This is a genomic window from Acidipropionibacterium jensenii, assembly GCF_005890135.1.
GTDB classification, from domain to species: domain Bacteria; phylum Actinomycetota; class Actinomycetes; order Propionibacteriales; family Propionibacteriaceae; genus Acidipropionibacterium; species Acidipropionibacterium jensenii.
The window spans coordinates 1,483,880-1,497,770 of sequence record NZ_CP040635.1; the positions used below are offsets into that span (position 1 = coordinate 1,483,880).

The window sequence follows — 13,891 nt, forward strand, 5'->3', positions numbered from 1 at the left end:
CAGATCGGTCGTCCCATGTCCGTGTACGAACTCATCGCCATCCTCGGCCTCACCAGCTACGCGATCTACCAGCAGACCCGCCGCCACGAGGTGGTCGCCCGCACCCGTTTCAAACTGACCTTCATCTACCTGGCGGTCGGGCTGCTGATCGGCGGGATGCACCTGCCCAGCACCCCGCTGGCCGCCGTCTTCCTGGTCATCAGCATCCTGCTCAGCCTCATCGTCGGTCAGATCCGGGGGCGTCTCACCCGGCTCTGGGTGGAGGACGGCAAGGTCTACAGCCAGGGCACACCGCTGACCGTGGCCATCTTCCTCGGCCTGATCGCCTCGAAGTTCGTGCTCGGCACCATCGCCTACTTCACCCACGCCAGCGACACCGGCGGCATCGGCGAGATCCTCATCATGCTCGCGATCATGATGGCGATCCAGGCCGAGCTCATCCACCGTCGGGCCATGAGGCTGGAGGACGAGCCGGTGGTCGGGGACGCGAGCCTGGCATGACCACCCTGAGCACCTGGTGCTTCGACCGGCTGGACGGGGCGATGCGAGCCGAGCAGGAACTCGCAGCCCTGTCCCAGCTGGGCCGGCTCAGCGTCGAGGACGCCTGCCTGGTGTTCTGGCCCCGCACCGCACAGGCGCCGCAGATGCGCGCGGCGGGCAACGTCGTCCAGGGTCGGCCGCTCGGGTCGTCCTTCTGGGGACTGCTGCACGGACTGACCTTCGCGGCCCCGCTGCTGGGCTGTGCGGACTCCGGGCCGCGCTGCCTGGCCGAGGTCGGGGTCGACACCGAGCTCATCGAACGGCTCCGGGCGAACCTTCGGCGGGGCTCCTCGGCGCTGCTGACGATCACCGGCCGGCCGGTCCCGCCCGAGCTGGTCGCCCGACTCGGGGGAGGACGCAGCGCCGGGCCGGCCCTCCAGAGGCAGCTGAGCCCCAGGCACGAGGAGAACCTCCACCGGGTGTTCGGGTCCTGACCGCGTGAGGGGGATGACGCCTGGCCCGAGGATGTGACGCGATGGGGCCAGGCGCTATCGTGAGTTCTGGTCTGACCAATACGGCATGAGCTGCACAGGCGCAGTTCACCGGTCGGCCCACGCGGCGTCGATCGGTGTCGGCGCCGACACAAGGAGTGTGTGATGACTGAGACCATGCTGGCCGAGAGGTTCTACGCCAAGGACCACAGCATCCATCTGGAGGACGTCCCCGTTCCCCACCCGGGGCCGGGCAATGTCCTCATCGAGGTGGCCTACTGCGGGATCTGCCACTCGGATCTGAGCCTCATCAACGGCACCTTCCCCGCCCAGCTTCCCGAGGTCACCCAGGGCCATGAGGCCTCCGGAACCATCGTGGAGGTCGGCGTCGGGGTCACCGGCTGGAAGGTGGGGGACCGCGTCATCCCGTCGGCCGGGCGTCCCTGCTTCACCTGCCGCAAGTGCCGTCGCGGAGACTTCGCCAACTGCCTCCACCTCAATCTGATGGCCTTCGCCTACGACGGGGCGTGGGCGAAGTACCACGAGGCGGCCGCCACCGGGCTGACGAAGATCCCCGAGAACGTGCCGATGGACCAGGCCGCCCTGCTGGCCGACGCCGTCTCCACCCCCTACGCGGCGGTGGTGCACACCGCCCAGGTGCACATGGGCAATGCGGTGGCGGTCTGGGGGGTCGGGGGAGTCGGCACCCACCTCGTTCAGCTGGCGAAGGTCGCCGGCGGTGTCCCGGTGATCGCCATCGATCTCAACGACGAGGTGCTGGCCCGTGCCAAGCGGGTCGGCGCCGACCACGTGCTGCACAGCGACGATCCCGATCTGATGAGCAAGATCGAGGACCTCACCCACGGCCGGATGATCGACGTCGCCTTCGACGCGGTGGGCATCAAGCCGACCCTGCGCGCCGCCGTCGACTCCCTGGACGTCGACGGCAAGGCGGTCTCCCTGGGCCTGTCCAGCCAGGACATCGACGCCGGTCCGTTCATGAACTTCAACCTTCAGCGCAAGAGGGTCTACGGCCACCTGGGATACCGGGGCCAGGACATCGGGGTGCTGGCGGAGATGCTGTCCTACCATCGCCTGGACCTGTCGGAGTCGATCTCCGAGGTGATCCCGCTGAGCGAGATCAAGCGCGGCATCCAGGATCTGGAGGAGCACCGGAACAACCCGATCCGGATCCTCGTCAAGCCCTGACCCGAGACGGCCGACAGGCCTGACACGCTCCAACAAGCTCCGACAAGGCCCGACAGCCGCGACCCCGGCCGGGGGCACCCTCCGGGCGGGCCGCGGTGTCGGTCTCAGAGAGTTCCCGCGGGAACTCTCTGAGAGGTCCGCGCCAGGGCCCGGGCCACCCGGATCCGGGCGAAGCGACGTCGGGAGGAGTCGAACCGGCGGTGGCTGGGACGGCAGCGCGGCCGGATCCAGCAGCGCTGCCAGGCCCTCTCGTCGGCGAGATCCATGACGATCCGCACCGACTCCCCGGGGCGCAGCACCGGCACCTCGGCGAACCGCTGCGGGGCCGACCCGTCACCGGCGCACCGGATGGTCTCCAGACCGAAGGCCGTCCCGGTCCCGGTGTTGGTGAGGCTCAGCTCGGCCCGCCGGGCCATTCCGGAGGACGTCGTCCGGCCCCAGTCATCGGGGACCGGCCGGCTGCGCCCGTCCACCAGCCAGCTGCGCCCGTCCAGCCGCCAGCTCACCCGGCGGCTGCGCCACTGCCGGGTGGCCGACCACACCAGCACCCCCAGGGCGACGAGGGCGACCAGGTATGCGGCACCGATGTACCACGCTCCCGGATCGGCCCATGTCATGGCGTCATTCTCGCAGAGCTGCCAGCGGCCCCCGCGGCGTCCCACCTGCACCCAGCGTCACCCTCCCGGCGCTCACCGTCCCCACTCCGTCCCACCCGCCGGCACCGTCCGCCCCACACCCTCCGTCCCACCCGGCCGACCGTCGTCCCCGGCGGGTAGCGCTGACGGCTGAACGGTGGAAGTGAGTGGGGGGTTGGGGCGCGGTGACCGCAGTGGATAGCATCGGGGTGCAGTTTCCAAGCACCGGCGGGCAACGCCGGCGACGTGCGCGACCCGCAGCGGTCCACACGACCAGGAGGACGTGTTCCCATGTACGACAGCATCATCATCGGTGCCGGACTGGCCGGCCTGTCGGCCGCGACCGAGCTCGTGAGGGCCGGCCGTGACGTCGTGGTCCTCGAGGCCCGCAACCGGGTCGGCGGCCGGGTGGAGAACGCGACCCTGTCGAACGGGCAGGTCGTCGAGCTGGGCGGTCAGTGGATCTCCCAGGCTCACGAGCAGCTGAGGGCCCTCATCGACGGCCAGGGGTTGGAGATGATCGGCCCCAGCAGCGGAGACCTGGTGCTCAGGCTGCACGGTCAGGTCGCCCAGGTCCCCGAGTCCGCGGCCGCCGAACAGCACCTCACACCCTTCGAGTTCGCCGATCTCGGTCAGGGACTGCTGCGCTTCCGCAGGCTCGCCGACCGGGTCGCGCAGAACCCGGTGTGGACCCAGGCCAACGCCGCCTGGCTGGGTCAGACACTGGCCCAGTGGGGCGGTGCGAACCTGCGCACCGAGGGTGGTCGCGCCTATTTCACCGCCCTCGCCACCAACGCGCTGGACGTCGACTCGGCCACCGCGACCCTCATCGACAGCCTCGCCCGGGCCGGCGAGGGGGTCGACCTGGAGTCCCTGGTGGCCGTCAACGGCGGCCTCAAGCAGCAGCGGGTGCGCGGCGGTGTGGCCCAGGTCGCCGAGAACATCGCCGTCGAGCTGGGGGACGCCGTCCGACTGTCCTCCGTGGTCGTGGGCATCCACCACGACGATGACCGGGTGGTCGCCGTGCTGGACGACGGCACCGAGATCGAGGCCCGCACCGCGGTGTGCACGCTGCCCCCGCGGATGCTGCTGGACACCGTCTTCGACCCGCCGCTGCCCGCCGAGCGGATCCAGCTGGCCGGCAAGGTGCCGGCGGGCAATGTCATCAAGGCCTACCTCGCCTATGACTCCCCGTGGTGGCGCCGCGACGGCCGGTCGGGCCAGATGGGCGCCGACGAGGGAGCCGTCCGGGTGGTCTTCGACACCTCCGACGAGTCCACCGGAGAAGGCATTCTGATGGGATTCTTCGAGGGGTCGGAGGCCTCCGGCTTCGGGAAGAAGTCGGTCTCACTGCGTCAGCGGGCCTTCGAGGAGGCCGTCGAGGGAGCCTTCGGCAAGGCTCCCTCCGAGCCGATCGAGTACCTCGACCGGGACTGGCTCTCGGAGAAGTTCACCCGCGGCTGCCACGGCGCCCACTTCGCCCCCGGACTGTGGACCACCGGCGGGCCGGTGCTGGCCCAGCCGCTGGGACGACTGTTCTTCGCCGGCGCCGAGTACGCCTCCGCCTTCAACGGCTACATGGAGGGTGCGGTGCGCTGCGGCCACGAGGTGGCCGCCGAGGTCGACGAGCTGCTCGACTGACCTCGACGGCCAGGGCCCTGGACCTCAGGCGGCCTGGCTGGTGAGGTCGCGCTGCCAGCGGCGGGTGGTGGTCACCAGGGAGTTCGCCAGGGTGGCGATCTCGGCGGCGCGGCGCGGCTGCGGGGCGATGCCGTCCTTGTCGAAGTCGGTGAACAGCCCCAGCGCGATGCTGGAGCGGATGTCGATCATCTCGAAGTTGGCCACGATCTGACGCCAGTGCTCGGTGGCGCGCACCCTGCCGTCGGCCCCGTAGGAGACGAAGGCGATCGGCTTGCCGTGCAGCTCGCGACCCAGCCAGTCGACGGCATTCTTCAGGGCGCCGGGGACGGAGTGGTTGTACTCCGGGGTGACCAGGATGTACGCGTCGAAGGAGGCGATCGTGCGTCCCCAACGGGCCACCTCCGGGTTCTCGAAGGGCTCGGTGGCGGCCATCGGGCTGATCGGGGAGTCGAAGGCCGGCAGCTGGTAGTCGGCCAGCGGGACGACCTCGAAGTCGACGTCGGCCAGTCCCAGATCCTTGACGCTGGAGGCGACCCATCGCGCGACGTGGGCGGAGTTGCGGCCCTGCCGCACGGACCCGGAGATGATGCCGATCTTCATATCGTTGCCTTTCGGTGACGGTTCACAGGGGGTTGCGGCCGGGGGCGAGCCCAACCGAATAGGTGAAACGTCATCTACTCTGCCCCTATTCCGGCGCCGCGTCGATCCCGCAGGTCGAATCCCGCTCGTGTCGAACCCGCAGGAAGGTTCAGATGAGCACCTGGATGTGATCCTGGGCCAGACTCTGCTCGCCGGCGGGTTTGCGCCCGTCGGGGCCGGCGAGCTGGGTGTCGATCGCCTGGACCACGGGGTGGTGCAGTCCGACCATCCGCAGGTCGCAGACCAAGGTGGCCCGTTGGCAGGGCACCGCCCAGCGCAGCGCGGCCGGGGTCGGCGCGGTGAGGATCCTCTCGGCCAGCGGGGGCAGGTTCTCCTGCACCGGGCCGGCCTGGTCGGTCAGCGCCGCCAGCCGCTGCGAGCGCACCGCCCAGGGGACGTCGCGCAGCACATTGCGCGACAGCAGGCCGGTGTCGGGGACCGGCTCGAGGAGATCTTCCAGGCTTCCGCCCGAGACCAGGGTGCGCTCCATCCGGGATGCCGCCTCGAGGGCCTCTGGCCACACCCGCACCCGGGCGGAGGGGCCCCCCACGGCGTCCAGCACGGTGCTCAGGATCGCCGAGGCCGGACGCCAGGCGCCGAAGGAGTCCGAGTTGGCCATCACCACCACGCCGATCCCGGTGGTGGGGTGCCAGCGCATGTGGGAGGAGAACCCGGGCAGCCCTCCGGAGTGCTGGGCCACCCGCCCGAACCGGTGGTCGAGCTCGCAGATCAGTCCGTAGCCGTATCCCGCGCCGTCCAGTCGACGTCCCGCGAAGGGCCACTCGGTGGTTCGCATCAGGGTGTGGCCGGTCTGCATCCGACGCCGCGAGGAGGCCGACAGGACGGTCTCGAGACCCGGGTCGGGAATCTCGTCGAAGGCCGATCCGAGGAAGTGCATCCAGCTGGCGACGTCGCCGACGGTGCTGAACAGTTCGCCGATGCAGCCCAGCGCCCCCGACCCCACGAAGGGTTCGGGCCGGAAGTGGGATCCGTCGTCGAAGGTGCGGAACCCCCGCGCCAGATCGGTGCCGTCGGGGTACATCGAGGGATCGGCCCGGGTGGCCGACAGGCCCAGCGGGTCGAGGATCCGCTCCCGGACGACCTGTTCGACCGGGATCCCGGTGACCGCCTCGATGGCTCGGCCGGTCTGGGAGACGCCGAGATTGGAGTACTGGTAGACGGTGCCGGGGAAGGCGCTCAGGCGCAGTCCCTCGGCCACCCGGTCGGCCATCCACTCCCGCGGTTCGGCCAGGTGCTCGTCACCCCACGGGTTGTCCTCGGCGATCCCCGAGCGGTTGCTCAGCAGCTCGTCGAGGGTGGCGTCCAAGGGCACCGATCCGGCACCTCCGGCACCGAACCGGGCGGACTCGAGTCCGCCGATGAGTTCGCGGGCGGGCCGGTCCAGGTTCAGGACGTCGTCCTCGCGCAGCGACAGTGCGGCGGCGGCGAGAAAGGACTTCGACATCGAGGCGATCCGGTAGACGGTGCCGGGCCCGGCCGGTGCACCGTCCATCCGCGGCTGGCCGCTGGTGTGCACCGCCACCACGCGGCCGCGCCAGGTGATCGCGGCAACGCACGACGGCGCCAGTGCCAGGGTCGCGGCGTCCAGCTGGGCGGCGAGCACCTGCTGGCAGATCTCGGCGAACCCCGAGGGGGGCTGCCAGGGCTCCCCGACCGGGCAGCGCAGCGCCCCGGCCGGGTCCAGCCGCCCGGCCGGACTCACCGCCGCTCCTCGAAGGCGGCCCTCACCTCGGCGGCGAAGGCGTCGACGAGCCGTCGGGCGGCGGCCGTGTTGACGGCGTCGACCCGCTGGGCCTCGGCGACCAGCTCGTCGCGGGAGAACCCGTCGGCGGTGAGCGCCGCCTCGTCCCAGCCGGCCAGGCTCTCGGCACTGGCCTCGGGGTGGAACTGGAGTCCGCGGACGTGGTCGCCGAGCCGGAAGGCCTGGTTCGCCAGCGCCTTCGAGGAGGCCAGCAGGACCGCATCGGGGGGCAGCTCGGTGATCATGTCCTGGTGGTTCTCGATCATCGGGGTGCCGCTGCCCAGACCGCCGATGACGGGGTCCGAGGCACCGTCCGCGGTGGCGTGGATGAGGGTCGCCCCGCGCTCCTTGGGTCCGGTCCTGGCGCGCACCTGGCCGCCGGCGACGTCGGCCAGCAGCTGACCGCCCAGGCAGATCCCCAGGGTGGGCAGGTCCTCGGCGATGGCCGACAGGGCCAGGGTCCGCTCCCCGCGCAGCCAGGGCGCCCGGTCGAACTCGTCGGGCATCAGCCCGCCGCCGAGCATGATCAGGCCGTCGATCCCCGACAGGTCCTCGGGCAGCCCCTCGGAGGCCAGCCGCTGGCAGATCTCCAGTCCGTCGGCCTCCAGCCAGCCCCGCAGCCTGCGGGGCCCCGAGGTCGGTGAGTTGACGACCACCAGAACGGTGGGTGCGGTGTGCATCAGTGCTGCTCCCTGGTGAAGGTGTCGACGGCCGGGACGATGGCGTGCGGGTCTGGCTGGCCGGCCGTCCCGGCCAGGAAGGCCCGGTAGTCGGGGTCGCTGGCCTCCAGCACCCGCAGCACATTGCCGTGGGCGGTGGCTGCCAGGTCGGTCTCCGACCAGCCGCGTCGCGACAGCTCGGCGAACAGATCGGGGTAGTGGGAGACGTCCTCCAGGCCCTCGGGCATCGACCCGGTGCCGTCGTAGTCGGCGCCGATCCCGACCGCGTCGATCCCCGCCACCTCGCGGACGTGGTCCATCTGGTCGGCGACATCGGCGATCCCGACGGCCGGCGGTTCGCCGATCTCGCCGGCCTCCACCCAGTCGTGGCGCGCCTGGCTCACGAAGGAGGGCACCAGGGCGACCATCACCACCCCGCCGGTCGATCCGATCCGGGCCAGGACGTCGTCGGGCACATTGCGCGGATGGTCGCACAGCGCCGCGGTCGCCGAGTGGGAGACCATCACCGGACGGGTGGCCACCGCCAGGGCGTCGCGCATCGTCGACGGCGCCACATGGGCCAGGTCCACCAGCATCCCGATCCGGTTCATCTCGGCGACCACGTCGCGGCCGAAGGCGGTCAGCCCGGCATGGCGCGGCAGGTCGGTGGCGGAGTCGGCCCAGTCGGTGGTGCGCGACCAGGTGAGGGTCATGTAGCGGGCCCCCAGCCGGGCGTACTGGCGCAGCACGGCGAGGGAACCGCCGATCTGCGCTCCCCCCTCCACCCCGATGAGGGAGGCGATTCGGCCGCGGGCGGCCGCCCGGCGGGCCTCCTCGGCGGTGCGGGCCAGTTCGAGCCGGTCGGGATGGGCGGCCACCAGCCGGTGGACGAAGTCGATCTGCTCGAGGGTGGCGGTGACCTGCTCGGCGCCATCGAGGACCGGGTCGACCCACACCGACCAGAACTGCCCCTGCACCTGCCCGGCTCTCAGCCGCGCCAGGTCGGTGTGCAGGCCCGCGACCGGGCCGTCGGTCCCGTCCAGCCCGTCGACCCGGTAGCCGCGCTTCTCGCGGCAGGCCCAGGCGAGGTCGTTGTGTCCGTCGATGACGCCGATCACGCGATCAGGACCGCCTGGCGTCGAGGTCGCCGTTGATGAGCTCGGTGGCGGCGTGGTCCAGCGGGACCGCATTGCCGTCGATGGTGCGCACCGGGGCGGCGCCGCGGGTGCTGGAGCACAGCCACACCCCATCGGCGCGGTCCAGGTCGGCGACCTTCACGGCGTCGACGCGGGTGGCCAGACCGCGACGCTCCAGGCAGGTGAAGATGTCTCCCTGGGTGGTTCCGGGGAGAATCCCCATGCTCGGCGGCGGGGTGACGTAGACGCCGTCGATCCGCGCCACCAGGGAGGAGCTGGGCCCCTCGAGGATGTAGCCGTCGGTGCTGGTGAAGATGACATCGGTGGCGCCGCGGCGCTCGGCCTCGCGCAGCACCGACTTGTTGACGGCGTAGGACAGCGTCTTGGCCCCCTGCAGCAGCCAGGGCGAGGTCTCGGCGACGTCGTGGCGGAAGCCGCGGTCCAGCTTGACGACGTCGATCCCGTCGCGGCGGACCGCGGTCGGGTCGTCGGCGATGAATCCCAGCGCCCATCCGGTGGGGGCCGAGACCTCCCCCTCGATGCCGCGGGTCATGCAGAACTTGACGCCGGTGAGGACCCCGGCGTCGGCCATCTGGTGGGCGGTGTCCACCACGACGCGACGCCACAGGTCGAGGTTGGGCTCGGGCAGGTCGAGCATGCTCGCCGAGCGGGCGAACCGGGCCAGGTGGGCCTCCAGGGCCAGCGGCACGCCCTCGATGACGCCAGCCGTCTCGAAGATCCCGTCTCCCCGGGTGATGCCCAGATTGTCGACCCGGATGAGTGCCTCGTCGGGCTCGCGGCGGGCGAACGACCCCTCCGGGGTGGAGAGGTCCAGGAAGTTCAGGATCAACGGCTTCATGGTGGTTCCCATTCTGACGATGTGCAGGAGGACTGAGCGTGTGAGGGCCGGGACTGGGCGATCGGGGCGTGAGACCCGGTCCAGACCTGTCGGGACTGTCCGCAACGAGAGGATACGTGTTGGATAGTCACCTCACGAAGGTGTCCGGATGGGCACCCTCTGCCGGAGATGATAGGGGTTCGGCAGGGATCGCGATCGACCCGCTCAGGGACTCCCGGCGGTCCGGATCTGACGCCTCACGATCTGAGATGCCTCACCACATCCGGAATAAATCCGACATAGTACCTTCAGGACAGGATTCATTCCTGGTTTGGAGATGGTTCCGCTATGTCTCGGTCAGGTAAAAGTCTTGTAATAACTCGCATGTTCATGCGTCGGACGTGGTGTGATGCGTTCAGATCACTGCTCTACGGGGCCCGCGGTGGGCTCCGCTTCTTGGACGAAGGATGACCAGATGCGTACCAGATCACGCGGCCTGAGGACCGTGTCCGCCTCCTTGGTGGCAGGTGCCCTGCTTGCCGCCGGTTCGATCGGGGGGGTGGCTCAGGCGGCACCCAGCCAGGACCGCGCGGACTCCTCTCCCGCGGCGTCGAGCTCGGCGAGCCCCAGCGTGCTGAGGATCGCGACCTCGGGATTCGTCGACAGCTTCAACCCCTTCACCTCGATCTACCTGCTGCCGACCAACGCGATCAGGTACATGTACGAGAACCTGGTCGCCAACGACCAGACGGACGGCTCGCCGACCAAGGGGCTCGCCGGTTCCTGGAAGACCTCCTCGGACGGCAAGACCTGGACCTACACCCTCCAGGACGGCCTCAAGTGGTCCGACGGTCAGCCGATCACCTCTGCCGATGTGAAGTACACCTATGAGCAGATGATGAAGGTTCCCGACATGGCGGTCGCCAACGGCAACCTGGTGAGCAACTTCGCCAGCGTCGACACCCCCGACGCCAAGACCGTCGTGATCAACCTCAAGGCACCGCAGGCCCCCAACCCCGGCGTCGAGATCCCGATCGTCCCCCAGCACGTCTGGTCCAAGGTCAAGGATCCGGCGAAGTTCGCCAATGAGTCGAACACGGTGGGCTCGGGCCCCTTCCAGCTGGCCAGCTACAAGGCCAACCAGTCGATCACCTTCAAGGCCAACCCCAACTTCTGGCGGGGCGCCCCCAAGGTCTCCGGGCTGCAGTACATCTACTACACGAACTCCGACGCCCAGGTGCAGGCCCTGCGCTCCGGTGACGTCGACCTGGTCACCGGGCTGTCGTCGACCCAGTTCAACGCCCTCAAGGGCGCCTCCGGAGTCACCACCCACTCCGGAACCGGCCGCCGGTACACCTCGATCAGCCTCAACGTCGGCATGCAGACCCGTGACAACAAGCCCTTCGGCACCGGTGCGGCAGCCCTGAAGGATGTCAAGGTCCGTCACGCCCTGCGTCAGGCCATCGACAACAAGACCCTGCTGGCCAAGGTGCTCAACGGGCAGGGGGCCGAGGCCACCAGCTTCATCCCCTCCTCCTTCCCGAAGTGGAGCCTGCCCACCACCGACCCGGCGATCATCAAGTACGACCCGGCGGCGGCCAAGAAGACCCTGGACGAGGACGGCTGGAAGGTCGGCCCCGACGGGATCCGCGCCAAGGGCGGCCAGAAGCTCAGCCTCCGGCTGCTCGTCGACTCCAGCGATCCGACCGAGCAGACCAGCGCCGACTACCTCAAGCCGTGGCTGAAGTCGGTCGGCATCGATCTCCAGGTGCAGTCCAGCGACTCCGACACGATCTCCGACCGGACCATCAAGGGCAACTACGACATGTACTTCTCGGGTTGGAGCATCAACCCGGATCCGGACTACCAGCTCGGCATCAACACCTGCGACTCGCGTCCGACCCGCACCGACGGCACCGGCGGCACGACCCAGGACGGCTACTGCAACCCGGACTTCGACAAGATGTACGCCGCCCAACGCGCCGAGCTCAATGAGACCCAGCGCCGCGCGATCGTCCAGAAGATGCTGGCGCAGAACTACACCGACACCCCGCAGATCGCGATCTGGTACGCCAACTCGCTGGAGGCCTACCGGTCCGACCGGTTCACCGGATTCGAGCTGCAGCCCGCCAAGGGCGGCATCATCGCCAACCAGGCCGGCTACTGGGGCTACCTCACGGTGGCCCCGGTGAGCGGTTCGAACAACGCGTCCAACTCGCACACCGGACTGATCGTCGGAGGGATCGTCGTCGCGGTCCTGGTGATCGCCGGCGTCGTCTGGGTGCTCGTGCGGCGTCGTCACGCCGACGAGACCGAGTGATCCACAGATCGGGGACGCCGGCCAGCGCGCCGGCGTCCCCGATCTTCCTGCCGGCGTGACGCCGCACCGCCCCCTGTGCGCCGGTGCCCGCGCGCCACGCCACTGCACAACTTTGAAGGAGCCGTCATGAGCACAGCCCTCACCCCCACGGTCGCCGCCCAGGAGACCGACGAGCCGCCGCGCGGCGTCCCGGCGATCCGATACCTGCTGTCCAAGCTGGGCGGAGCGGCGATCTCGATGGTGCTGGTGATCCTGCTCGGCTTCTTCGCCTTCAAGCTGATCCCCGGCGACCCGGTGGCCCGGATGGCCAAGGAGCGTCCGATGAGCGCGGCCCAGATGGACCAGCTGCGCGAACAGCTCGGCCTCAACAAGCCGATGATCGTCCAGTTCTGGAACTACCTGGTCAACGTCTTCACCCTGAACTTCGGCGACTCCTATGTGTACAAGCAGTCGGTCGCCAGCCTCATCGGGGAGTACTTCTGGAACACCATCCTGCTCACCGGGACCGCCGCGGTGATCGCCATCGCGCTGGGACTGTGGCTGGGCCAGAGGTCGGCCTGGAAGCACGGCTCCTGGTTCGACCGGATCACCTCCGGCACCTCCCTGGTGTTCTGGTCGGTGCCCACCTTCTGGCTCGCCCTGCTGCTGCTGATGGTCTTCGGCGGCTCCCTGCACTGGTTCCCGACCGGCGGGATGACCAGCCCCTCACCACCGACCGGGACCTTCGACAAGGTCCTCGACGTCGCCTCGCACATGGTGCTCCCGGTGATCACGATGGTCGCCGTCGTCTACGCCCAGTACGTCATGGTGATGCGCGCCTCCCTCATCGAGGAGATGAGCGCGGACTACCTCACCACCGCCCGGGCCAAGGGCCTGCGCGAGGACAAGGTGCGCAGCCGCCACGCGGTGCCCAACGCCCTGCTGCCGACCGTCACCCTGGTCTTCATGCACATCGGCGGGCTGATCGCCGGTGCCGTGACGGTCGAGACGGTGTTCTCCTGGCCCGGTCTGGGAAAACTCACCTATGAGGCGATCAGCGGACCGGACCTGCCGCTGCTCCAGGGGACCTTCGTGGTCTTCTCGGCGATCATCATCGTGACCAATCTGCTCGCCGATCTCGTCTATCGTCAGCTCGACCCGAGGGTGAGGACGGCATGAGCGCCACCACATCGACCCCGACCTCCCCGACCAGCTCGGCCCGCGCCATGGCGTGGAGCCGGCGGGCGGCCTCCGCCCGCGAGTTCTGGCGGGAGTTCCGGCACTACAAGGCCGGCATGATCGGCCTGGGGATCCTGGTCGTCATCATCATCCTGGCCATCCTGGCCCCGGTGCTGGCCCCGACCCGGATGCTCGACCTCACCCAGCTGCTCCAGAGCCCGCGATACGCCCCGCCCTCCTGGGCCCACCCCTTCGGCACCGATGACCAGGGCCGGGAACTGTGGGTGCGGATGCTGTGGGGGTCCCGGGTCTCCCTGGTGGTCGGCTTCGCGGCCACCGCGATGTCGATGATCATCGGCACCATCATCGGGATCGCCGCCGGCCACTTCACCGGCTGGGTGGGCGGTCTGCTGATGCGGATCGTCGACTTCTTCCTGGTGCTGCCCTCGCTGATCCTGGCGATCGTGCTGTCCTCGGTGCTGGAACGCGGCGTGATGACGATCGTCATCGCGATCGGCCTCACCTCCTGGGCCGGCACCGCCCGGGTGGTGCGCTCCCAGACCCTGTCCATCGAGTCGCGCGACTACGTCGAACGGGCCCGGGTGCTGGGCGGTGGGCACTGGCACATCATCTTCAAACACCTGCTGCCGGCGGTGATGCCGCTGGTGCTGGCCAACACCACCCTGACGGTCGGGTCGGCGATCATCGCCGAGTCGACGCTGTCCTTCCTCGGTCTGGGTGATCCCTCCAAGCAGTCCTGGGGCACCATCCTCAAGAACTCGATGGACCTGTCGGCGGCCACCAGCGGCTACTGGTGGTACGTCCTCATCCCCGGCCTGGCCATCCTCCTCGTCGTGCTGGCCTTCACCCTGGTGGGCCGGGCCGTGGAGACCATCGTCAACCCAACCCTGAGGAGCCGATGA

The 13,891-nt window shown here is 69.6% G+C and carries 13 protein-coding genes; 7 read left to right on the plus strand and 6 right to left on the minus strand.

Annotated features, from left to right (window positions below; translation table 11 throughout):
- Positions 1-15: 15 nt before the first annotated feature.
- The 3 genes from FEZ32_RS06475 (at position 16) to FEZ32_RS06485 (ending at position 2,180) form a co-directional block, all read left to right on the plus strand.
- Positions 16-501 carry a DUF1453 family protein gene (locus tag FEZ32_RS06475; RefSeq protein WP_097798274.1) on the plus strand — a complete coding sequence of 162 codons (486 nt, stop codon included), beginning with the start codon at positions 16-18 and terminating at the stop codon, positions 499-501.
- Entirely contained in the window at positions 498-974 is a 477-nt protein-coding gene (locus FEZ32_RS06480) for a DUF1269 domain-containing protein (RefSeq protein ID WP_138680253.1), read from the plus strand. Before FEZ32_RS06475 ends, FEZ32_RS06480 begins: the two co-directional genes overlap by 4 nt.
- A 162-nt stretch (positions 975-1,136) precedes the next feature.
- On the plus strand, positions 1,137-2,180 hold the full coding sequence (locus FEZ32_RS06485; protein ID WP_028702209.1) for an alcohol dehydrogenase catalytic domain-containing protein: 1,044 nt from the start codon (positions 1,137-1,139) through the stop codon (positions 2,178-2,180).
- Positions 2,181-2,284: 104 nt separating this feature from the next.
- On the opposite strand, the gene FEZ32_RS06490 is transcribed toward FEZ32_RS06485, so the two are convergent.
- Entirely contained in the window at positions 2,285-2,797 is a 513-nt protein-coding gene (locus FEZ32_RS06490; RefSeq protein ID WP_138680254.1) for a hypothetical protein, read from the minus strand.
- A gap of 309 nt (positions 2,798-3,106) precedes the next feature.
- Here FEZ32_RS06490 and FEZ32_RS06495 point away from each other — a divergent pair, with 309 nt between their 5' ends.
- On the plus strand, positions 3,107-4,456 hold the full coding sequence (locus FEZ32_RS06495; protein WP_138680255.1) for a flavin monoamine oxidase family protein: 1,350 nt from the start codon (positions 3,107-3,109) through the stop codon (positions 4,454-4,456).
- Positions 4,457-4,480: 24 nt separating this feature from the next.
- Here FEZ32_RS06495 and FEZ32_RS06500 read toward each other — a convergent pair whose 3' ends face one another.
- From FEZ32_RS06500 to FEZ32_RS06520, 5 genes are all read right to left on the minus strand, one after another.
- The gene (locus tag FEZ32_RS06500) at positions 4,481-5,056 is read right to left on the minus strand and encodes an NADPH-dependent FMN reductase (protein WP_138680256.1); all 576 of its coding nucleotides are present in this window, start codon (positions 5,054-5,056) and stop codon (positions 4,481-4,483) included.
- 148 nt (positions 5,057-5,204) lie between these two features.
- Positions 5,205-6,818, minus strand: a complete 1,614-nt coding sequence (locus tag FEZ32_RS06505; protein ID WP_217496632.1) for a serine hydrolase domain-containing protein — start codon at positions 6,816-6,818, stop codon at positions 5,205-5,207.
- Positions 6,815-7,537, minus strand: coding sequence for a type 1 glutamine amidotransferase (locus FEZ32_RS06510; protein WP_036980532.1), 723 nt, complete (start codon positions 7,535-7,537; stop codon positions 6,815-6,817). The genes FEZ32_RS06505 and FEZ32_RS06510 overlap by 4 nt, the downstream gene beginning before the upstream one ends.
- Positions 7,537-8,634, minus strand: a complete 1,098-nt coding sequence (locus FEZ32_RS06515; protein WP_138680257.1) for a dipeptidase — start codon at positions 8,632-8,634, stop codon at positions 7,537-7,539. Before FEZ32_RS06515 ends, FEZ32_RS06510 begins: the two co-directional genes overlap by 1 nt.
- Before the next feature lie 4 nt (positions 8,635-8,638).
- On the minus strand, positions 8,639-9,523 hold the full coding sequence (locus tag FEZ32_RS06520; protein ID WP_232020912.1) for an aminodeoxychorismate lyase: 885 nt from the start codon (positions 9,521-9,523) through the stop codon (positions 8,639-8,641).
- Positions 9,524-9,965: 442 nt separating this feature from the next.
- Between FEZ32_RS06520 and FEZ32_RS06525 the strand changes: the two genes are divergently transcribed.
- The 3 genes from FEZ32_RS06525 (at position 9,966) to FEZ32_RS06535 (ending at position 13,891) form a co-directional block, all read left to right on the plus strand.
- Positions 9,966-11,810, plus strand: coding sequence for an ABC transporter substrate-binding protein (locus tag FEZ32_RS06525; protein ID WP_028702201.1), 1,845 nt, complete (start codon positions 9,966-9,968; stop codon positions 11,808-11,810).
- A gap of 126 nt (positions 11,811-11,936) precedes the next feature.
- A complete protein-coding gene (locus FEZ32_RS06530; RefSeq protein WP_028702200.1) occupies positions 11,937-12,968 on the plus strand; it encodes an ABC transporter permease in 1,032 nt (343 codons plus the stop codon).
- Positions 12,969-13,084: 116 nt separating this feature from the next.
- Positions 13,085-13,891 carry an ABC transporter permease gene (locus tag FEZ32_RS06535; RefSeq protein WP_236082195.1) on the plus strand — a complete coding sequence of 269 codons (807 nt, stop codon included), beginning with the start codon at positions 13,085-13,087 and terminating at the stop codon, positions 13,889-13,891.

Coding starts and splice junctions, on each gene's coding strand:
- FEZ32_RS06475 (WP_097798274.1), top strand. CDS start 16: ATGTCCGTGTACGAACTCATCGCCATCCTCGGCCTCACCAGCTACGCG.
- FEZ32_RS06480 (WP_138680253.1), top strand. CDS start 498: ATGACCACCCTGAGCACCTGGTGCTTCGACCGGCTGGACGGGGCGATG.
- FEZ32_RS06485 (WP_028702209.1), top strand. CDS start 1,137: ATGACTGAGACCATGCTGGCCGAGAGGTTCTACGCCAAGGACCACAGC.
- FEZ32_RS06490 (WP_138680254.1), bottom strand. CDS start 2,797: ATGACATGGGCCGATCCGGGAGCGTGGTACATCGGTGCCGCATACCTG.
- FEZ32_RS06495 (WP_138680255.1), top strand. CDS start 3,107: ATGTACGACAGCATCATCATCGGTGCCGGACTGGCCGGCCTGTCGGCC.
- FEZ32_RS06500 (WP_138680256.1), bottom strand. CDS start 5,056: ATGAAGATCGGCATCATCTCCGGGTCCGTGCGGCAGGGCCGCAACTCC.
- FEZ32_RS06510 (WP_036980532.1), bottom strand. CDS start 7,537: ATGCACACCGCACCCACCGTTCTGGTGGTCGTCAACTCACCGACCTCG.
- FEZ32_RS06520 (WP_232020912.1), bottom strand. CDS start 9,523: ATGGGAACCACCATGAAGCCGTTGATCCTGAACTTCCTGGACCTCTCC.
- FEZ32_RS06525 (WP_028702201.1), top strand. CDS start 9,966: ATGCGTACCAGATCACGCGGCCTGAGGACCGTGTCCGCCTCCTTGGTG.
- FEZ32_RS06530 (WP_028702200.1), top strand. CDS start 11,937: ATGAGCACAGCCCTCACCCCCACGGTCGCCGCCCAGGAGACCGACGAG.
- FEZ32_RS06535 (WP_236082195.1), top strand. CDS start 13,085: ATGATCGGCCTGGGGATCCTGGTCGTCATCATCATCCTGGCCATCCTG.